Source organism: Frankia sp. AvcI1 (assembly GCF_001420875.1).
Taxonomy (GTDB): domain Bacteria; phylum Actinomycetota; class Actinomycetes; order Frankiales; family Frankiaceae; genus Frankia; species Frankia alni.
Window position 1 is genome coordinate 49,476 of sequence record NZ_LJFZ01000007.1, and the last position, 18,595, is coordinate 68,070.

Genomic DNA, 18,595 nt, shown 5'->3' on the forward strand with positions numbered 1-18,595 from the left:
NCGGCGTCGCCCGCAGCACGGTCGTTCACGTCCGGGGCACTGGCATCGCCCTCCACGCCGGGCTGGGCGTTGCTGTCGGGGCGGGTGGTGAGGTGCACCGTGAGGGTGTGGCCGGGAGTCGTCAGGCCGGGCGCGGGCCGATCGAGGAAGCCCTCGGCCAGGGCGACCAGCGCATCGGCATCCCGCTGCCGGTCCCGCGACGTGGTCACCCTCTCTCCGTCCGCGGGCAGTGCCTCCACCCCGGCCCCGTCCGCCTCGCCATCGCCTGCCGCCCTGTCGCCTGCCGCACCACCACCGCCGCCGGCCGCGTCGTCGTTCGTCCTGGTGCCCGCAGGGGGAGGGGTGGTGTCCTCGAGGCTTGCCCGGGCCGCGTCCAGTGCCGCGATCAGCCGGGCACCCTCCTCGGGAGAGATCTGGCCCGCGCTGCAGAAACGGGCGTGGGTCAACCAGGTCTGCTCGGTCGCCGGCTCCGCGACCCGGGTCACCGCCCGCACCTTGGAGTACGACAGCGTGCCGGCGGCGAACGCGGCACGAAGGGCGGGGAGACGCTCCAACGCGTGCGCGGTGGCCAGATGCTCCCGTGCGGTCCGCAGACCGATCCCGCACCGCCAGGCCAGCCAGCGCGCGCACGACCCCATGCCGATCCCGGACCAGCCCTCCCGCCGGTCGAACGCCGCCAACGCCGTCAGCCAACCGCAGGTCGCCGCCGCGATCCGCCCCGCCCAGCGGCAGATCACCTCCTCCACCTCCCCCAACGGGGCCGTCTCGACGTCCACCTCCAGAACGGGCGGGAACGTCGAGGACTTCGGAGCAGGAGCTGCCGCTGTTGCCATCATCATGATCACCGGGCCAGGGGTGTCGTCGATCATCGGACCGGGCCATCGTCCCACCCGCCACCGACAGAAAACCCATCATGATCCACAGAGTCGCGTGATCCGTTGCGGGGCATGGTTCACAGCGCGGCATGGTTCACAGCGCCGCGTCGGCTCAGAGTGACGGGCGTGCTGCCCGCGCCTGAGCGAGGTTCACGGCGACAGCCCGGTGGGTCACCAGCGCGCGTCGCCGCCCGCGTGAGGACGACGTGGTCAGGTGGGCTGCCACAGCTCGATCCGGTTGCCCGCCGGGTCGGTGACCCAGCCGAAGCGACCGACGCCCGCCATGTCCTGCGTCTGCGCGGCCACGTCGGCACCCTTGGCGCGAAGCTGCGCGAGCATCGCGTCCAGGTCGCGGACCCGGAAGTTGAGCATGGTCTGCTGGTTGCGGGACCCGAAGTAGTCGGTGTCGGCGTCGAACGTCGCGAACACCGTCGGCCCGGCCGTCTGGTGCCACAGGCCGTTGTCGTCGGCGTCCAGGCCCAGNCAGTCGCGGTACCACGCGCTCAGGGCCGCCGGGTCGACGGCCCGCAGGAAGTAGCCACCGATGCCTTGCACACGTTCCATGCCGCCATCCTCCCAGGACGGCGCTCGGTCCGNCTGGCACCACACCATCGCTCGCCTCGCCCCCGTCCTGATCGCGGGGAAGTCGTGAGGACCGGGCTCCGGAGGCAGAAGCCCCTGCAGCGATCGCGGTTCCGCGGAACCGCCCCCGGGAACGGCGGACGCGAAGGCGGACGTGGACGTGGACGTGCCGCGCGGGGTGGGAGTCGGGTTCCCGCCCCCGCGCGGCACGGGTCCTCAGCGCAGGCCGGAGCGGACGAAGCCGCTGACGACGTGGCGCTGCAGCAGTAGGTAGATCACGAAGATGGGCAGGCAGGCCAGGCCGGCGGTCGCGGTCAGCGGGCCCCAGTCGTCGCCCTCGGTGGCGCTCATGAAGCTGCGGATGCCGAGCTGTAGCACGTCGTTGTGCCGCTGCAGGACCAGCGCCGGCCAGAAGTACTCGTTCCAGGAGTTGACGAGCAGCAGGATGCCCAACGCCNCCAGGGCCGCGCGCAGGTTCGGCACGACCACCATCCACAGCGTCGACCAGGACGACCGGCCGTCCATCCGCGCGGCCTCCAGCAGCTCCTTGGGGAAGCTGTCGAGGTGCTGGCGTAGCAGCAGCACGCCGAGCCCGGAGACGATGTTCGGGACGATCACCCCGGACAGCGTGTTCAGCAGCCCGAGCTGGTGCAGCAGCACGTAGTTCGGCAGCATGGCGACCTGGAACGGCACCAGCCAGCTGCCGACGAACGCCAGGTAGAGCACCCGCTTGAGCGGGAAGTTCCAGGCGGCGAAGGCGTAGGCGGCGAGCAGGCTGGTCAGGAGCTGGCCGAGCGCCGTGAGCACCGCGACGACGGTGGTGTTGACCAGCAGCCGCAGGACGTCGACCTCGTCGATCGCCGTGCGGTAGCTGTCGACGGACAGTGGCCACGGCAGCGGGGTGACCTCGTAGACGTCGTTCGGTCGCCGCAGCGACGTCGCGTACAGCCAGTAGATCGGGAACACGCAGGCCAGGCCCAGCAGGGCCAGCGTGAGATGACCGACGACGACGCGCGTCCTCGATCGGCCCCCCGGCATCTGCGGAGCGTCGAAGTTGGTCACCGGCGCGCCGCCCGGCGCGGGAACGCCGGCTCCCGCGCCGGCGCCGCCGGCGCCCTCGGGCGGCGCCGGCGCGGACACCGACGGTTCGGTGGCGAGTGTCACGGGCGCCCTCTCAGTCGTCGTGGATGGTGACACGCTCGGAGATCCACAGCAGCACCGCCGCCACCAGCCCGAACCCGAGGAAGAACACCACTCCGGCCGCCGAGGCGAGGCCGGCGTCGAAGCTCTGGATGCCGTACTCCCAGAGCAGGTAGTAGACGTTGGTGGTGGCGTCGACCGGACCGCCCTGGGTGAGGGTGTCGATCAGCGGGAACGTCCACTGCGGCGCGAACAGCAGCACCNTGGACAGCAGCAGGAACATCAGCGTCGGGGACAGCAGCGGCAGCGTCAGCCAGCGGGTGATCTGCCAGCGCGACGCCCCGTCGACGGAGGNGGCCTCCGCGTAGTCGCCGTTGATCGAGGCGAGGCCGGCGGCGACCACGACCACGGCGAACCCGAGGACGTGCCAGCCGGTGATGCCGGTGATCGCGATCAGGGCGGGCCACCGTTCGTGGAACCAGTTCACCGACGAGCCCGTCGCCCGGTTCACCGCCCCGGTGCGCGGGCTGAGCAGCCACTGCCAGACCGCGGNGCTCGCCACCGGCGCGACCAGGAACGGCAGGAAGATCAGCGCCTGGTAGACGCTGCGCGCCCGGCCCCGCACCTCGCGGGAGAGCAGCCCCACCACGACCGGGATGACGATCGTGAACGGCAGCAGGCCGATGATCATCAACAGGGTGCGCCAGACTGATCCGCCCAGCTCGGGCAGGGTGAACAGGCGGTGGTAGTTGTGCCAGCCGACCGGGGTCGCGGGCTGCGTCGGCGACAGGTTCCAGGAGTAGAACGAGTAGTTCGCCGTCTCCACCAACGGGCGGTAGATCCAGACGATCAGCATGCCCAACGCCGGGACGAGGTACAGGTAGGGCACGACGCCGCGGCCGAGGCGGCGGGTCAGGCGCCGGGCGGTCCGGCGCCGGCCCCCGGCCGCTGCCGGCGCCACCATCGGCGCCGGCAGCGTGGGGGGAGCGACTTCGACGAACATCCCGCTCAGCCCGGGGTGGACTGCGGGGTGAGGCTGCGGATGAACTCCAGCCTCTCGGCCCGGTCGTTGTCGTAGACCTGACCGGCNGGAGACAGCGGGATCGCGGTGGCGACGAACTGGCCGTCGATCAGGTCGATCCGGCTGAAACCGCCGCCGAGCAGGCCCCGCAGCCGACCGTCGGGCGGCAGCGGGTCGGTGTCGTAGGCGAGGGCGGGGCTGACCCAGACGGGGATGCCGGCGAGCGCGCCGGCGCCGGCGTGGTGGGCGTGCCCGCTGAGGATCATCTGGACGTCGGTGCCGGCGACGACGTCGGCGAGCCGCTCGGCGGCGGCGAGCCGCAGCAGGTGGACGGTCGGCACCGGCGAGGGCAGCGGCGGGTGGTGGACGATCAGCAGGGTCCCGCGGGGCGCCGGGGTGGCCAGCACGTCGGCCAGCCAGGCGAGCTGGGCGTCGGTGAGCCAGCCGTCGTGGCGGCCCGGCGTGGTGGAGTCGAGAGCGACCAGGCGCAGGCCGTCGACCAGGTGAACGCTGTCGCAGGGATGGTCGGTCGACCACTCGCCGGCCTGTCCGTCGAGGCCGACGGGCACGCCGGCGCCGCCCAGCAGCTCGGCGCGGAAGNCCAGCCGCTCGTCGTGGTTGCCCATCGCGTAGACGACGGGCGCGTCGAACGTGGCCGCCAGCGGGTCGATGATCTGGCGCAGCCGCCGGTAGGAGGCGGGGGAGCCGTCGTCGGCGAGGTCGCCGGTGAGCAGGATCCCAGCGACCGGACCGGTCGAGGACGCCACCGTCGCGGCGACCGTCTCCAGCAGGGCGAAGGTGTCCACGCGGTCGTNCATCAGCTGGCCGGCTGGCAGCAGGTGGGTGTCGCTCACCTGGATCAGGGTCANCTCGGCCGGTCCGGTCGTGGTCANCGGATTACGCCTTCGGTAGCAGTGCCGTGCCCTGCTTCTGGGCGGCGGTCAGGGTCGACTGCGCATCCGCGCCCTGGTAGACGATCTTCTCGACCGCCTCCATCATCCCGTCACGGACCTGGATGTAGTTGACGCCGGGAATCGAGATCCACGGCTCCATCCGGTCGAGCTGAGCGATGTTCGGCACGACCAGCGGGTTGGCCTTGGCCCAGTCGGCGAGGCCGTTCGGGTCATCGACGAGGCCGGTCCGCAGCGGCAGGTAGCCGATCTTGGTGGAGATCGTCTTGTAGGCGTCCTCGCTGGTCAGGAACTTGATCAGCTCCCAGCCGGCGCGCTGCTTGGCCGGGTCGTTGGAGNGCACGAACAGCGACGCGCCGGAGTTCGTCGGGACGGTCGGCTTCGCCCCGAAGCTCGGCATCTCCGCGGCGCGCAGGTCCCACTTGCCCTTCGCGCCCTTGACGAACGTGCCCTGGACGGAGCTGGTCTCCAGGATCATGCCGACGTTGCCGGCGGCGAAGCTCGTGTAGGCCTCCTTCTGGCCGAGTACGGGGGTCAGACCGTCCTTGACCAGGCCCTGGGCCATCTGGACCGCCTGGACGGCGGGGGGCTGCGCGTAGGTCAGGGTGGTGCGGTTCTCCGAGATCACCCGTCCGCCGTTGGAGCGCACCAGGCTCTGGAAGCACCAGTCCTTGGCGATCTTCGTGAGGCAGTCGAGGTACACACCGTCGTGGTCGGTCTTGTCGACGATCGCCTTGGCGTCCGCGCGCGCCTCGTCCCACGTCTTCGGCGGCTTCGCCGGGTCGAGCCCGGCCTGCTGGAAGATGGAGGCGTTGTAGTACAGCACCGGGGTGGAGAAGACGAACGGCACGCCGTAGGTCTTGCCGTCCCAGTCACCGAGGGTCCGCGCGGTCTTGGNGTACGGGTACTTGGCGCCGTCGAAGTTCGCCTGGACGGCGTCCTTGCCGACGAGGTCGTCCAGCGACTTCACCTTCAGGGAGTGGATGGCGAAGTCGAGGTCGCTGAAGCCGAGCTGGACGACGTCCGGCGGCGAGCCGGCGGCGATCTGGCTCTGCAGGCTCGACACCGTGTCGGTGGCCGGGTTCGGGCTGGAACCCTGCGGCTTCTGCGCGGTGACGTGGATGTTCGGGTGCGCCTTCTCGAACTTGCCGATCAGCTCGTTGAAGGTGTCGGTCCAGGCGCCGGCCTGACCGAAGTTGTAGCTCTCGAAGACGATGGAGACCTTCTGGTCCTTGCCGAGCTCGGGGATCTTGCTGGTGGCCTTCGGTGCCACGTCGTCGCCACCGCCGCCGGGCGAGCCGCAGGCGGCCAGGACGGACAGAGCGGTGGCGGCCGACAGGGCCACCAGGGAGAACGATCTCCGGGCGAACGGTCTTTTCACGTGCTGCTCCTCGGCGAGGTGACGGTGCGAGCGGGTGAGCTGTGGTGGGCGCCCGGCGATGCGCGGGGCCGGTGGCGTGCGAGACGGGTGACGTCAGGTGGCGACGGGGACACGGGCAGCCGGGATCTGGGCGTCCCGGTCCGGCTGCCAGACGAGCCGGCGTCCCGACTCCCGGTCGAACAGGTGGGTGTGCTCGGGGCGGACGGTGAGGACGACGGCCTGGCCGACGGTGAAGCCGGCCGGCCGGCGGGCCCGCACGGCCACCTCGGCCGCGCCGACGCGGCAGTGGGCGATCTCCTCGCTGCCGAGGTTCTCGATCGTGCGTACGGTGCCGCGCAGCGCCGCCGCGGGGGCGGCGCTGTCGGGGGCGGCGCTGTCGGGGGCGGCGCTGTCGGGGACGGCGCCGTTCGGGGCGCCGGCCTCGGGCGGCGTGCCGTCGCTCGACGCCGGCCGCAGGCTCAGGTGCTCCGGGCGGACGCCGAGGATGGCGGGTCGCTGCACCTGGTCGCCCGGCTCACCCTGACCCAGGGGAACGTCCACGCCCGCGGCGACCGCGTGCAGCCGGCCGTCGCGGCTGACGATCTCGGCGTCGAGCAGGTTCATCGGCGGGGAGCCCAGGAACCCGGCGACGAACGCCGACGCCGGGGCGTCGTACACCTCGGTCGGCGTCCCGAGCTGCTCCAGGCGGCCGCGGTTGAGCACGGCGACCGACGTCGCCATCGTCATCGCCTCGACCTGGTCGTGGGTGACGTAGACGAACGTCCGCCCGAGCCGGCGGTGCAGTTCGGTGATCTCCGTGCGGGTCGCGGTGCGCAGCTGGGCGTCCAGGTTCGACAGCGGCTCGTCCATCAGGAAGGCGCCGGGGTCACGGACCAGGGCGCGGCCGAGCGCCACCCGCTGGCGCTGGCCGCCGGAAAGCTCCCGCGGCCGGCGGTCGAGCAGCGCGGCGAGGTCGAGGATGTCGGCGACCTCGGCGACGCGGCGACGGATGTCGGCCTTGCGCTGCTTACGGGCGCGCAGCGGGAACCCGATGTTGCGCTCGACGGTCAGGTGCGGGTAAAGCGCGTAGCTCTGGAACACCATCGCGAGGTCGCGGTCGCGGGCCGGGGTCTCGGTGACGTCGTTGCCGTCCACGAGCACCCGGCCGTCGCTGGGCGGAACCAGACCTGCGATCATGCGCAGCAGCGTCGACTTCCCGCAGCCGCTGGGGCCGAGCAGGACCAGGAAGTCGCCGTGGGCGACGTCGAGGCTCACCCCGTCGACCGCCCGCACGTCACCATAGCGGCGCGTGACGTTTTCGACGGTAATGCGGCTCACTGGTTCCCCCCTCGGATCCGGCGGCATCTGCCAAACAAGCTGTTCTATGTCCCTGCGCGCGCCGGGGCCGGACCAGTGCCGGACCGGGTTGTCTCTGGCCGGTGAATTCCCGGCACCCGGTCCGTATACGTGTCGATTAATTCCGTGTCGACGGGCAGATGCAGTTCAGCAGGTCTCGGTGAATCGTTGGTGAACGGATCGCGACGAATATGTCGGTGACCGCCCCCGATTGGCGGTTCCAATCGCGCGAGAGGTTTTCGGCTGATCGGGCCGGCTACTCGGGTCGGCGGCGGTCGCGGATCCAGGCCGCGACCGCCGGGCCGATGACGGCGGCATCCTTCGTCCAGGCGAAGTGATCGCGGTGGGCGACACCGGCGGCGGCGGTGATGTGCCAGCGGTCGAGCCGGGCTCTGGGCATGCGGCGGCAGAGGAAGTCCACGTTCGACTTCGGTCCCAACCGGTCGTCGTCGAGGGAGATGGCCAGCACCGGCAGGTCGAGCTCGGCGAGCAGCCGGTCGTAGTCACGGGTCGTCCCGTGCGGCCGGTAGCGGCTGGTGCGGGAGTGGCGGGCCCAGTCCGTCATCACCCGCCCGGGCATGGCGCCCCCGATGAGCATGCCGCCCGGCCAGTAGCCACGCACCTGCGCGACCAGGCCGATCGTCTGGATCGAGTACAGCGCCTCCGCCCACCGGCGGAAGCCGAACGCCTTCCAGTACACGGTCCCGGTGCCGATGACGCAGACACCGGCGATCCCGCCGTCGGCGGTCCCGTGGCGCTGCTCGGCCGCTGCGGCGGCGGCGTGCAGCAGGGCGATCTGGCCGCCGAGGCTGTGCCCGAACAGGTACGGCCGCGACCCGGGGAACCGCGTCCGCACGGCGGCCAGCACCCGCGGCAGGTCGACCTCGATGAGCTCGCGGTAGCCGAAGGTCGGCTGGTCGTGCAGGCCGGGCGTCGACTCGCCCTGGGCGCGCAGGTCCNTCGTCACCACCGACAGCCCCGCCGCGTGCAGCGCCCGCGCGATCGGCAGGTAGAACTTCGCCTTGAGCGCCATCGCGGGCAGGATCAGCACGACCGGCGCGTCCGGGTCGGCGTGGGGGAGCACCCGCAGCACGAACGACACGCCCCCGACGCTGTCGACCCGCAGCGCCTCCAACGCCGAGAACTCCGAGCGGCGCGGCGGCGCGGAGCCGGTTGTCGTCCCGGTTGTCGGGCCGGTTGCCGGGCCGCTTGCCGGGCCGCTTGTCGGGCCGGGCGCCGTCCCGGGCGTCGGGCCGGTCACGGGGCGGCCGGGGCGCCGGCCGGGGCGGCGAGTTCGGCGACGTAGGCGAAGCGGAAGGTGGCGACCAGCGCGCCGGCGGCGTCGTGCAGCACCGCCTTGCCGTCGAGGTCGACGCGCTCGCCGGGGCCGGCGGCGAGCACCTGGCGCACCGCGCGCTCGTCGACGGTGCCCACGGCGCGCACCAGGCCCCGGGCGGGCCGGCGGAACGACGACCAGCTGTCGCGTACGACGAGCCATTCCACGTCGGCGATCCGGGCCGCCGTCGCCCCCACGAACGCGCACGCCCCGGCGATGTCCGCGGCGAGGAACTGCGCGCCGGCGTGCACGGTGCCGAACTGGTTGGTCAGCTCGGGACGGTCGGGGATCTCCACGACCGCGTGGTCGGCGTCGACCTCCGTCACCTCGACGCCGACGAACGCGCCGAACGGCACCACCGTGTTCGCCATGCGCCGGATGTGCGCGAAGTCCACGGCGTTCCCCGGCTGGGCGAAGACCGCGAATCCGGGTGCTGCCGGGCTCAGAACTGACGGGTTGCTCACTGGGTCTCCTACCGCTGATGGACATGCCGCTGATGGGCACGGATCGCCTGACGCGGTTCCGCGGAACACCATGATCACGAGAGTCGGCTCGCAGCCAGGACAGTCGCAGCCAGGACGATCGCAGCCAGGACAGTCGCAGCCAGGACAGTCGTAGCCAGGACAGTCGTAGCCCGGACCGGGACGCGACGCGCGGTTCCGCGGAACACCAAGATCGACCGGACTAGCCGAGGCGGCGGAACACCCGCCGTGCCACCGAGGCCCGCAGCACCTCGGAGGGGCCCTCGTAGATGCGGAAGGCGCGCGCCTCGACGAGGAAGCGGGCGACGAGGTGGTCCTCGCAGACGCCGAGCCCGCCGAAGAGCTGCACCGCCCGGTCCAGCACCCGCCACACCGCCTCGGACACGAAGGTCTTCGCGATGGCGGCGTCGTGGCGGGCCGCCGAGCTGGTCGCGCCCTGGAGGTCCAGGGTCGCGGCGGTGGCGTGGACGAGGGCGCGGGCGGCGGCGAGGTCGATCTCGTTGTCGGCGACGAGGGCCTGCGCCATGCCGTGCTCGGCGATCGGGGCGCCGAAGGAGTGGCGGCCCAGCACGTGTTCGGCGGCCAGCACGTGCGCGCGGACCGCGAGGCCCAGCCAGTTCATGCAGAACGTCAGCCGGGACGGGGCCAGCCNGGCCTGGGCGTACTCCAGGCCCAGGCCGACCTCGCCGAGCACGGCGTCGTCGTCGACGCGGCAGTCGTCGAAGGCGACCTCGCAGTGGCCGCCGGGGGCGCTGGTGAAGTCCAGCGTCGGCATCCGGCGCACCACCCGCATCCCCGGGTTGTCCGCGTCGACGAGGAACATCGTGGGGCCGGCGTCGGTGCGCGCGACGCAGATCGTGAACGCGGCGCCGTCCGCGCCGGTGATGAGGTGCTTGGCGCCCGTGATCGACCAGCCGCCGGGCACCCGGGTGGCCAGCGTGCGCAGNATGCTCGGGTCGGATCCGGTGCCGGGCGCCGGTTCGGTCATCGCGATCGACGAACGCACCTCGCCGGCGGCCAGCGGCGCCAGGTAGCGCTCGCGCTGGGCCGGGGTGGTGGCGTCGGCGAGCAGGTGGATGTTGCCGTCGTCCGGGGCCCAGCAGTGCAGGGCCAGCGGCCCGACGAGGCTCGCCCCCGCGGCGATGAGCACGTGCGCCTGCCCGCGGAAGTCCAGGCCGAAGCCGCCGTACTCGACGGGCGACAGCGGGCCGAACACCCCGGCGTCCTTGGCGGCCGCCACCAGCTCCAGCCGCAGCGCGTCGTCCATCCGGCGGCCGTCGACGACGATCTCGCGTTCGACGNGGACGACGACGTCGCGGACGAACCGCGCGGTGCGTTCCGCCAACAGCACGGGATCCGGCGGACTCGATGCTTCGGAGGGCCTGACGATTGTCTCGCTCACGGTTGCTCCCACCGGTATAAAAGTGNTGCGTGCGGGGTCATTGTTGCCGTGTCCCGCGCGTTCGGTCGTCGGCCATCGACGTTTTCGATGGGGTGATTGCCGTTGTATTGATCGCTGTTCACCCGATGCCTGGCATGCGACGGTTTGACGGTGAGTTCGGTATCTCGCTGGACGGTCCTGCGGGTGGACACCGCGACCCTGGCAGCAGAGAACGTGCTGGTAGTCGTGCTGGTGGACCCGCAAGGAGAGGCTCTCGACACCTGGGCTCCGGGCGCCCACGTGGATATTCGGGTACCGGGAGGGGAGATCCGCCAGTACTCGTTGTGCGGTGATCCGTCCGATACCCGGTCATGGCGAATCGCGGTGCTCCTGGAGGAGAAAAGCCGGGGCGGGTCGCGCTACTTCCATGAACAGGTCGTGACGGGCACGGAAATCGAGGTGGGCGCCCCGCGAAACAATTTCCCGCTGGTGGCCGGCGGGTCCTACCGGCTGGTCGCCGGCGGCATCGGGATCACGCCGCTGCTGCCGATGCTGCACGAGCTGGAGCGCCGCGGCGCCGACTGGCGGCTGTACTACGGCGGTCGGGCGCGGCGGCGGATGGCGTTCCTGCCCGAACTCGCCCGCCACTCCGAGCGGGTGCGTGTGCTGCCCGAGGACACCGAGGGCCTGCTGCCCGTCGAGGACATCGTCGCCGAGCTCGCCGACGACTCGCGGCTGTACTGCTGCGGGCCGGAGCCGTTGCTGGCGGCCACCGAGCGGGCGTTCGCCGCCCGCGGCGTCGGCAGCCTGCACATCGAGCGGTTCCGCCCCCGCCCGACGGACGGCGCGGACGACGCCGAGCAGCGGGCCTTCGACGTACTGCTGGCCGGCTCCGGACGGCTGGTGCGGGTACGGGCCGACCAGTCGGTGCTCGACGCGCTCGACCGCGCCGGGCTCGACGTCCCCTCCTCGTGCCGCGAGGGCACCTGCGCGAGCTGCGAGACGACCGTGCTCGACGGCGAGGTCGACCACCGGGACTCGGTGCTGTCGGCGCAGGAGCAGGCCACCGGCACCACGATGATGATCTGCGTCTCGCGGGCGCGTTCGGAGCGGCTGACCCTTGACCTCTGACCGATCGACCTCGACACCGCGCGCCGGGNATGCCGTCGTCCTCGGGGCGGGGATCGCCGGCCTGCTCGCCGCGCGGGTCCTGAGCGAGTCCTTCGACCGGGTCAGCGTCCTCGACCGTGACGACCTGCCCGGCACCGGCGACACGGGCGATCTCGGTGCCGGTCTGGGCACCGGTCTGGGCGCCGGTCTCGGTGCCCGCCGCGGGGTGCCACAGGCCGGGCACCTGCACGCGCTCATGGACCGTGGGCGGGAGATCCTCGAGGAGCTGCACCCCGGCCTGGTCACGCGGCTCGTCGCCGCCGGGGCGCCGACGAGCGAGGCGCTGGTCGGCGGGCGCTGGTACCTGCAGGGGCGCCGCGTCGGGCCGGTCTCCACCGGGCTGACGTCGGTGCTCGCGAGCCGGCCGCTGCTCGAACGCGAGCTGCGCCGGCGCACGGCGGCCCTGCCCGGCGTCCGCCTGCTGCCGCGGACCGCGGTGATCGGGCTGGTCGGCGTCGGGGCGGATGAGTCCGTCACCGGCGTGCGGATCCGTGCCGGCGCCGGCGACGGCGCGTCGACGGTGCTCGCCGCGGACCTGGTGGTCGACGCCAGCGGCCGCAACTCCCGTTCGCTGGACTGGCTTGCCGCCGCCGGGCACCCGGCGCCGCCGACGTCGCGCGTCACCGTGGATCTCGGCTACGCCTCGCGGATCTACCAGCGTCGCCCCGAGCACCTCGGCGGCGACCTCAGCGTCATCATCTCCACCACCCCGGGCCTGCGCGGCGGGGGCGCGGCCGCCGTCGAGGGCGACCGCTGGATCGTCACCCTCGCGGGCCTGCTCGGCGAGCATCCCCCCACCGACGACGACGGGTTCCGCGCGTTCGCCCGGCGGCTGCCGGCCCCCGACATCGCCGACCTCATCGGCACGGCGACGCCCCTGACCGACGCCGTGCCCTACCGGTTCCGGGAATCGGTGNGGCGGCACTTCGAGGCCGTGCGCCGCCCACCCGACGGGATCGTGGTCATCGGCGACGCACTGTGCAGCTTCAACCCGCTCTACGCGCAGGGCATGACGGTCGCCGCCCAGCAGGCGCTGGTCCTGCGCGACTGCCTGAGCGGGGGTCTGCGCGGGCTGCCGGGCCGCTTCTACCGCGCGGTCGGCCCCGTCCTCGACGTCGCGTGGGACATGGCGACCTCGTCGGACCTGCGCTACCCGGCGGTGGCGGGCCGGCGCACCCTGCGGGGCCGGGTTACCGGGAGCTACGCGGCCCGCGCGCAGCGCCGCGCACATCGCGATCCCGCCGTCGCCCGGACCCTCATGCGCGTGGTCCACCTCGCCGAGCCGCCCACCGCGCTGCTGCGCCCGGCGCTGGCCGCCCGGGTGCTCGCTCCCGGCGCCCCGCGGGCGATCNCCCCCGCCGCGCCCACTGTCCGTGACCGCCTGGCCGTCCCCCACCACGAGCAGTCGTAGAAGGAGCTCAGCATGGTCACCGTCCAACCCGCGTCGTCCGAGGCCTACGTCCCACCGAACGAGTCGTCCCCCGAGCAGNCGGGNNCCCGNCTGCTCGCGAAGCTGTTCGACCCCGCGAACCGGCACGACCCCTACTCCATCTACACCGAACTGCGCGCCGCCGGACCGCTGCACACCGGGCCGTTCGACCTCAAGCTCGCCAACCGCTACGCGGACTGCGCGGCGGTGCTGGGCAGCCAGGAGTGGGGCCACGACCGCGAGCCCCACCAGCTCCACCCGACCATCCCCNCCGAGGCGTTCCCCGCGTCGTTCCTGTGGATGGAGCCACCGGACCACACCCGGCTGCGCGGCCTGGTGACGAAGGCGTTCACCGCGCGGACCGTGGCGGCGCTGCGGCCCCGCATCGCCGCGCTCGTCGACGAGCTGCTCGACAACGCGCTGCGGCAGGGCGAGTTCGACCTCATCGCCACCATCGCCTACCCGCTGCCGCTGACGGTGGTCTGCGAGATCCTCGGCGTGCCGGCCGAGGACCATCCGCTGGTGCAGGTCTGGTCGCAGGCGCTGGCCCGGGCCTTCGACCCCGACGTGCTGATGACGCCGGAGGCGCTCGCCGAGCGCAACCGTGCCATCCCCGAGTTCCTGTCGTACTTCCGCGCCCTGGTCTCCCGCCGGCGCCGGGAGGCGACGGGCGACGATCTGATCACCCAGCTCGCCGCCGTCGAGGAGCAGGGCGACCGGCTCACCGAGGAGGAGCTGCTGGGCACCTGCGTGACGCTGCTCATCGCCGGCCACGAGACGACGGTCAACCTCGTCGGCAACGGGATGATGGCCCTGATCCGCCACCCCGACCAGGTCGCGCTGCTGCGGGAGCGCCCCGAGCTGATCGGGCCGGCGGTCGACGAGCTGCTGCGCTACGACTCGCCCATCCACATGAACACCCGGGCCGCCAAGCGCGAGCTGGTCGTGGGCGGCGAGGTCTTCGCCCCCGGTGAGGGGATCGTCGCGCTCATCGCGTGCGCGAACCGCGACCCGCTGGTGTACGACGACCCGGAGCGGCTCGACGTCACCCGCTTCCACACCTCCAAGCCGATCGCCCGGCACCTGTCGTTCAGCCTCGGCCACCACTACTGCCTCGGCGCGCCGCTGGCACTACTCGAGATGGAGCTGCTGCTCGCCGGCGTGCTGGACCGGGTCGCCGACATGGAGCTGCTCACCGACACGCCGCCGTACAAGCCGAACATGCTCATCCGCGGCCTGGCCGAACTCCCCACGCGCTTCCACGCCGCCTGAGTTCCACATTCCGCGGGCAGGCGGGATACGCGATACGCGGAAGGCCGGCGCCATCCTCGGGACCCATGACCGGGGGCGGCGCCGGCCTTCGCCGGTTCAGGCCGCGGCGGGGGAGAGGTCGACGGGCAGCGAGCTCAGCCCACGGTGGATGAGGCTCGGCTGGTAGGACAGCTCGTCGGTGGCCAGCGACAGCGCCGGCGCGCGCTCGACCAGCGTGCGGATCGCGGTCGTCGCCTCCAGCCGGGCCAGCGGCGCGCCCAGGCAGTAGTGCAGGCCGAGGCTGAAACCGAGGTGGCGCGGCGAGCGGCCGGGCTCGGCGTAGCGGGTGACGTCGAGGCGTTCGCCGCCGTCGAACACATCGGTGTCCCGGCCCGCCGACCCCATCAGNACGATCGCCCCGTCCCCGCGGCGGAAGCGGCGTTCGCCGACGGTGGTGTCGGTNAGCGCGACCCGCATCGTGAACTGGGTCGGCGTGTCGTAGCGCAGGATCTCCTCCACCGCCGACGGGGCCAGCTCGGGCCGGGCGCGCAGCAGCGCCAGCTGGTCGGGGTGGGCGAGCAGGGCGAGGATGCCGTTGCCGACCAGGTTGATCGACGTCTCCATCCCGGCGACGAGNAGCAGCACGCAGATGCCGAGCACCTCGGCGGCGGTGAGCACCTCGCCGGACTCCTCCACCGCGACGAGCCGGCTGAGAAGGTCGTCTTCGGGGTGCGCCTTGCGGCGCGCCACGAGGTCCTGAAGGTAGGCGACCACGTTCGCGCCGGCGGAGTCGCGACGGGCGGCGTCCTCGGCGGACAGCAGGGCGTCGGGGTCGGTGCCGCGGGCGATGGCCAGCTCCCAGGAACGCAGCATCTCGGCATCGGCCGCGGGCACCCCGAGCAGCCGCTGACCCACCATCGCCTGGGCGAGCGGCGCGGACAGGCCGCTGATCACGTCGAGTCCGCCGGCGGCGAGCGCGCGGTCCACCAGCGTGTCGACCAGGCTGGTGATCATCGGCGTGAGGTCGGCGACCATCCGGGCGCTGAACGCCTTGTTGACCAGCGTGCGCAGCCGCCGGTGGTCCGGCGGGTCCATCCGGATGAACGACCCGGGCAGGCTCGCCTGCTGGTCCCAGAAGGGGCTGAGCCGGTCGACGTTGCCGTGGCCCCACGCCTGGCTCTGCAACACCGCGGCGCAGTCCGAGAACCGGGACATCAGCGTCACCTCGGCGTCGCCCAGGCGGACGGGGGTCGGGCTGCCAGCCTGGCGCAGCCGGCGGTACCGAGGGTAGGGATCGATCCGGTGGGCGGTGTCGAACACGTCGTGGGCGTCGACAACACGGTGGGCGTCGACCCGGTCGCCGTCGATCTCCGCTGTGGTCATGAATCCCGCTCCTTCGTATGCGCCTTCCGTCCCTCGGACCTGCGGTACCGGGAACACGGGTATGCGCGCGGAGAAATGCAGGTGGCGGCGTCATCGTGGGTCCGGCGTCGGTGCCGGTCAAGGGCTCTTTGTCGCGGGCCGGGCAATTCTCATCGGTCGATAAGGAGCGGGTATCAGGCGCGCAGGCTTTCCAGCTCGGCCGGAAGATGGACGAAGCGGAAGCCGGCGCCGAGCAGGCGGGGCAGGGCCGCCGCCGCGCCGGGTCCGGTGCCGCGGCCGGGATGGTTCATGTGCCCGATCACGATCGAGCCGGGCGGGGCGGCCAGCAGGCTGGCGCGGACCTGGGCCGCGCTGTAGGTGGCGCCACCGTCACCGTTCACCGTGAACGACACGATCGTCTCGCCGAGGTCACCGACGATGCGGGCGGCGATGTCGTCGCTGTACGCCGTACCCGGACGGAACAGTCGGGGCGGTCGGCCGAGCAGGCCGGTGAGCGTGGCATGGTTGCCGGCGACCTCGTCGTAGACCTGGCCGGCATCGCGGGTGCCGGGGATGCCGTAGGCCGAGCGGCCCGACACCGACAGCGGCCGGTGCAGGGTGCCGTGGTTGCCGATCTCGAACAGCGGGTCGCCGGNGAGGTCGGCGAAGGCGGGCCGGTTCGCGGCGATCCAGCGGGAGTTGAGGAAGAGGGTGGCCGGAACGCCGTACCGGCGCAACGTGGTGATCAGTCCCTGGTCGTAGCCGCTGCCACCGGGCCCACCGCAGGCGTCGAGGGTGAGCGCCAGCGTCCTGCCGGCGCCGGGCAGCCGGGTGATCGTCCCGGGCAGGTCCAGTGCCCAGGCACGCGGCCGCAGGCCGCCGTAGCGGGCGACGATCTCGGCGCGGCCCACCCCGGCCGGCGTCGCGGCGAGGCCGGCCTCCAGGGGAAGCGGCCGATCGTGCGGCCCGGGCCCGTCGGCGCCGGCCGCGGGACGGCTCGGCCCTGGCGCGCCTGGCCCGCCGGTACCGGCCGCGGAACGGCCGGTTCCACAGCCGGCGAGGGCAGCGAATGTCATCGCGGCGACCCCGGTGACCAGCGCACGGCGAGATGCCGGCATGGCACAGTCCCCCGATCCGGCCCCGACGATCCGGTGCCGACCACCCGGATCCCACGATCCGGCCCCCGACAATGGTGTCATGGCCGGCNCCGACCGCACGGAGGCCACCCGTTGTGGCCGCGCATGGTTCAGCTGCGGCGGGAATTCCGCATCGGTCGATAAGAAGCGGATATCGAGTGCGGCAGTCGTGTCTGCGCGGCCTAGCGTCGATGGTGTGGCCGAGGTCAGTGACGTGGCGGAGACCGGTGGTTTCGCAGAGGTCGGTGGCGTGGCGCAGACGGGTGGCGCGCGCGAGATCTTCGATCCGCGGTGGCGCAGCGATCCCTATCCGCTCTACCGGACGTTGCGGGAGTCGGCCCGCTGCCACTGGCTGTCCCCGGCCCGGATCGGCGTGCTGACCCGGCACGCCGACTGCGTCGCCGTCCTGCAGGATCCCGCCTGGGGCCACGTCCCGATGGAGACCAGCGCGTTTCGTCCGGTAACGGATCAGGACGAGGGCCTGCGCTCGATGCTGNGGGCGAACCCGCCGACGCACACCCGGCTGCGTCGCCTGGTCAGCCGGGCGTTCACCCCGGCGCGGATCGCCCGGTTCCGCCCGATGGCCGAGGCGCTGGCGGGCGAGCTGCTCGCCGCGGCCGTCGACCGCGGCGAGGTCGATCTCGTCGAGGCCTTCACCCGGCCGCTGCCGCTGCGGGTCATCTGCTCGCTGCTCGGGGTTCCGGCACACGACGAGAAGGTCTTCAGCGGTTGGGCGTCGGCGCTGACCCGCGGACTCGACCCCGACCAGGTCCTCGACCCGGTCGAGCGGGCCCAGCGCACCGAGGCCACCCGGGCGTTCGCCGACTACTTCACCGCGCTCATCGCCCGCCGCCGCGCCGAACCCGCGGACGACCTGCTCAGTGACCTGATCGCCGTGCAGGACCAGGGCGACCGGCTCGGCGCGGACGAGCTGCTCGAGATCTGCGTCCTGCTGCTCGTCGCCGGCTACGACACGACCGTGAACCTGGTCGCGAACGCCGTGCTGGCCCTCGCCCGGGACCCGGGCCAGTACGCGGCGCTGCAGGCGAATCGGACGCTGGTGCCGGCGGCGATCGAGGAGACGCTGCGCCACGACCCGCCCGTCCAGTGGACGGGACGCACCGCGCTCACCGACACCGACCTCGCCGGGCAGGCGTTCCGCGCCGGGGACGGCATCATCCTCGTCGCCGGGGCCGCCCACCGCGACCCCGCGGCCTTCCCCGACCCCGACCGGTNCGACCTCACCCGCTACGCCTCGGCGTCCNCCCCCGCGGCCCNCCACCTCGGCTTCGGCCACGGCCTGCACTACTGCCTCGGTGCCCCGCTGGCCCGCCTGGAGGCCGAGACCATGCTGACCGCCCTGCTCGACCGCGTCGCCCGCCTGGAGATCGTCGCCGAGCCGACCTACCGCCCCCACCTCGCCGTCCGCGGCGTCGACGCCCTCCAGATCCGCCTCCACCCCGCCGGTTGATCCTGCAGCGCAGCTCGGTGGGCGGCCACGCTGTCGGCTGGCGAGGTGCCGTGGGGCGGTNCCGCGGAACCGCGGTCGCCCCGTGGCTCACGGGCAGCCCGCTGCCAGCCATGCCGGGTACCGGGCAGGAGACATCAACTCCCACACCGGTTGTGCCTGATGNTCGCCACCCATGCCGGTGAGCAGCCGAACGGCAGTCCTCGATCTGGACGGCTCCGACCGCACGACGAAGTCCCGCGTGACTGGTTCGTGACCGACGCACCGTCGCAGTGGCCCCCGACCGGCGCGGTGATCCGCCGCCGATGCTGCCCGCGCCGGCCGCGAGCAGAGGG

7 protein-coding genes and 28 pseudogenes are annotated in these 18,595 nt (G+C 72.8%); 7 read left to right on the top strand and 28 right to left on the bottom strand.

The genetic code is table 11. The features are described 5' to 3' along the window. Position 1 precedes the first annotated feature (1 nt). From UK94_RS45630 to UK94_RS73260, 22 genes and pseudogenes are all read right to left on the bottom strand, one after another. Positions 2-869: pseudogene (locus tag UK94_RS45630) on the bottom strand (DUF222 domain-containing protein); the annotation flags it as partial. Between the two features lie 216 nt (positions 870-1,085). Beyond that, positions 1,086-1,358, bottom strand: a 273-nt coding sequence (locus UK94_RS09385) for a VOC family protein (RefSeq protein ID WP_235487193.1), incomplete at its 5' end; no start/stop codon positions are given. A 1-nt stretch (position 1,359) separates the two neighbouring features. Next, positions 1,360-1,439: pseudogene (locus tag UK94_RS73255) on the bottom strand (VOC family protein); the annotation flags it as partial. Between the two features lie 234 nt (positions 1,440-1,673). After that, positions 1,674-1,914 (bottom strand): annotated as a pseudogene (locus UK94_RS45635) (carbohydrate ABC transporter permease); the annotation flags it as partial. A 1-nt stretch (position 1,915) separates the two neighbouring features. Then, a pseudogene (locus UK94_RS45640) lies at positions 1,916-2,495 on the bottom strand (carbohydrate ABC transporter permease); the annotation flags it as partial. A 136-nt stretch (positions 2,496-2,631) separates the two neighbouring features. Then, a pseudogene (locus UK94_RS45645) lies at positions 2,632-2,860 on the bottom strand (sugar ABC transporter permease); the annotation flags it as partial. A gap of 1 nt (position 2,861) precedes the next feature. Further along, positions 2,862-2,922, bottom strand: a pseudogene (locus tag UK94_RS45650) (hypothetical protein); the annotation flags it as partial. Between the two features lie 30 nt (positions 2,923-2,952). Then, positions 2,953-3,149 (bottom strand): annotated as a pseudogene (locus UK94_RS45655) (sugar ABC transporter permease); the annotation flags it as partial. A gap of 1 nt (position 3,150) precedes the next feature. After that, positions 3,151-3,600 (bottom strand): annotated as a pseudogene (locus UK94_RS45660) (sugar ABC transporter permease); the annotation flags it as partial. 87 nt (positions 3,601-3,687) lie between these two features. Continuing rightward, positions 3,688-4,218: pseudogene (locus UK94_RS45665) on the bottom strand (metallophosphoesterase); the annotation flags it as partial. A 1-nt stretch (position 4,219) separates the two neighbouring features. Further along, positions 4,220-4,432: pseudogene (locus tag UK94_RS45670) on the bottom strand (metallophosphoesterase); the annotation flags it as partial. An 83-nt stretch (positions 4,433-4,515) separates the two neighbouring features. Beyond that, positions 4,516-4,867, bottom strand: a pseudogene (locus tag UK94_RS45675) (ABC transporter substrate-binding protein); the annotation flags it as partial. Position 4,868: 1 nt separating this feature from the next. Continuing rightward, positions 4,869-5,426: pseudogene (locus tag UK94_RS45680) on the bottom strand (extracellular solute-binding protein); the annotation flags it as partial. A 1-nt stretch (position 5,427) separates the two neighbouring features. Beyond that, a pseudogene (locus UK94_RS45685) lies at positions 5,428-5,910 on the bottom strand (extracellular solute-binding protein); the annotation flags it as partial. A 93-nt stretch (positions 5,911-6,003) separates the two neighbouring features. Then, positions 6,004-7,227 (bottom strand): ABC transporter ATP-binding protein, encoded by a 1,224-nt coding sequence (locus UK94_RS09410; protein ID WP_055749507.1) that lies wholly within the window; start codon positions 7,225-7,227, stop codon positions 6,004-6,006. 274 nt (positions 7,228-7,501) lie between these two features. Beyond that, on the bottom strand, positions 7,502-8,204 hold a 703-nt coding region (locus UK94_RS09415), incomplete at its 5' end, for an alpha/beta fold hydrolase (protein ID WP_235487194.1). Position 8,205: 1 nt separating this feature from the next. Then, positions 8,206-8,506 (bottom strand): annotated as a pseudogene (locus UK94_RS75920) (alpha/beta hydrolase); the annotation flags it as partial. Continuing rightward, positions 8,503-9,045: a PaaI family thioesterase gene (locus UK94_RS09420; protein WP_063822635.1), complete on the bottom strand. Its 543-nt coding sequence runs from the start codon at positions 9,043-9,045 to the stop codon at positions 8,503-8,505. The gene UK94_RS09420 and the pseudogene UK94_RS75920, both read right to left, overlap by 4 nt. 220 nt (positions 9,046-9,265) lie before the next feature. Continuing rightward, on the bottom strand, positions 9,266-9,714 hold a 449-nt coding region (locus tag UK94_RS45695), incomplete at its 5' end, for an acyl-CoA dehydrogenase family protein (RefSeq protein ID WP_268761266.1). A 1-nt stretch (position 9,715) separates the two neighbouring features. After that, positions 9,716-10,009 (bottom strand): annotated as a pseudogene (locus UK94_RS45700) (acyl-CoA dehydrogenase family protein); the annotation flags it as partial. Between the two features lies 1 nt (position 10,010). Further along, a pseudogene (locus UK94_RS45705) lies at positions 10,011-10,364 on the bottom strand (acyl-CoA dehydrogenase family protein); the annotation flags it as partial. Position 10,365: 1 nt separating this feature from the next. Next, a pseudogene (locus UK94_RS73260) lies at positions 10,366-10,465 on the bottom strand (hypothetical protein); the annotation flags it as partial. Positions 10,466-10,615: 150 nt separating this feature from the next. Between UK94_RS73260 and UK94_RS09430 the strand changes: the two are divergent. From UK94_RS09430 to UK94_RS09440, 4 genes and pseudogenes are all read left to right on the top strand, one after another. After that, positions 10,616-11,575, top strand: coding sequence for a PDR/VanB family oxidoreductase (locus UK94_RS09430; RefSeq protein WP_231861646.1), 960 nt, complete (start codon positions 10,616-10,618; stop codon positions 11,573-11,575). Positions 11,576-11,810: 235 nt separating this feature from the next. Continuing rightward, positions 11,811-12,530 (top strand): annotated as a pseudogene (locus UK94_RS73265) (FAD-dependent oxidoreductase); the annotation flags it as partial. Position 12,531: 1 nt separating this feature from the next. Continuing rightward, positions 12,532-12,965 (top strand): annotated as a pseudogene (locus UK94_RS45710) (FAD-dependent oxidoreductase); the annotation flags it as partial. 349 nt (positions 12,966-13,314) lie between these two features. Then, positions 13,315-14,315 (top strand): annotated as a pseudogene (locus UK94_RS09440) (cytochrome P450); the annotation flags it as partial. A 96-nt stretch (positions 14,316-14,411) separates the two neighbouring features. Here UK94_RS09440 and UK94_RS45720 read toward each other — a convergent pair. The 6 genes and pseudogenes from UK94_RS45720 to UK94_RS45745 all read right to left on the bottom strand — a co-directional run. Further along, positions 14,412-14,702 (bottom strand): cytochrome P450 (locus UK94_RS45720; protein ID WP_235487195.1); only part of this gene is annotated, 291 nt, incomplete at its 5' end. Between the two features lies 1 nt (position 14,703). Beyond that, positions 14,704-14,756 (bottom strand): annotated as a pseudogene (locus UK94_RS45725) (hypothetical protein); the annotation flags it as partial. Position 14,757: 1 nt separating this feature from the next. Beyond that, positions 14,758-14,930, bottom strand: a pseudogene (locus UK94_RS45730) (cytochrome P450); the annotation flags it as partial. A 1-nt stretch (position 14,931) separates the two neighbouring features. Next, positions 14,932-15,677, bottom strand: a pseudogene (locus UK94_RS75925) (cytochrome P450); the annotation flags it as partial. Positions 15,678-15,850: 173 nt separating this feature from the next. Then, positions 15,851-16,311, bottom strand: a pseudogene (locus UK94_RS45740) (polysaccharide deacetylase); the annotation flags it as partial. A 1-nt stretch (position 16,312) separates the two neighbouring features. Next, positions 16,313-16,855: pseudogene (locus tag UK94_RS45745) on the bottom strand (hypothetical protein); the annotation flags it as partial. A gap of 187 nt (positions 16,856-17,042) precedes the next feature. Between UK94_RS45745 and UK94_RS45750 the strand changes: the two are divergent. The 3 pseudogenes from UK94_RS45750 to UK94_RS45770 form a co-directional block, all read left to right on the top strand. Further along, a pseudogene (locus UK94_RS45750) lies at positions 17,043-17,288 on the top strand (cytochrome P450); the annotation flags it as partial. Position 17,289: 1 nt separating this feature from the next. Next, positions 17,290-18,027: pseudogene (locus UK94_RS45755) on the top strand (cytochrome P450); the annotation flags it as partial. 43 nt (positions 18,028-18,070) lie between these two features. Continuing rightward, positions 18,071-18,263, top strand: a pseudogene (locus tag UK94_RS45770) (cytochrome P450); the annotation flags it as partial. Positions 18,264-18,595: the final 332 nt, after the last annotated feature.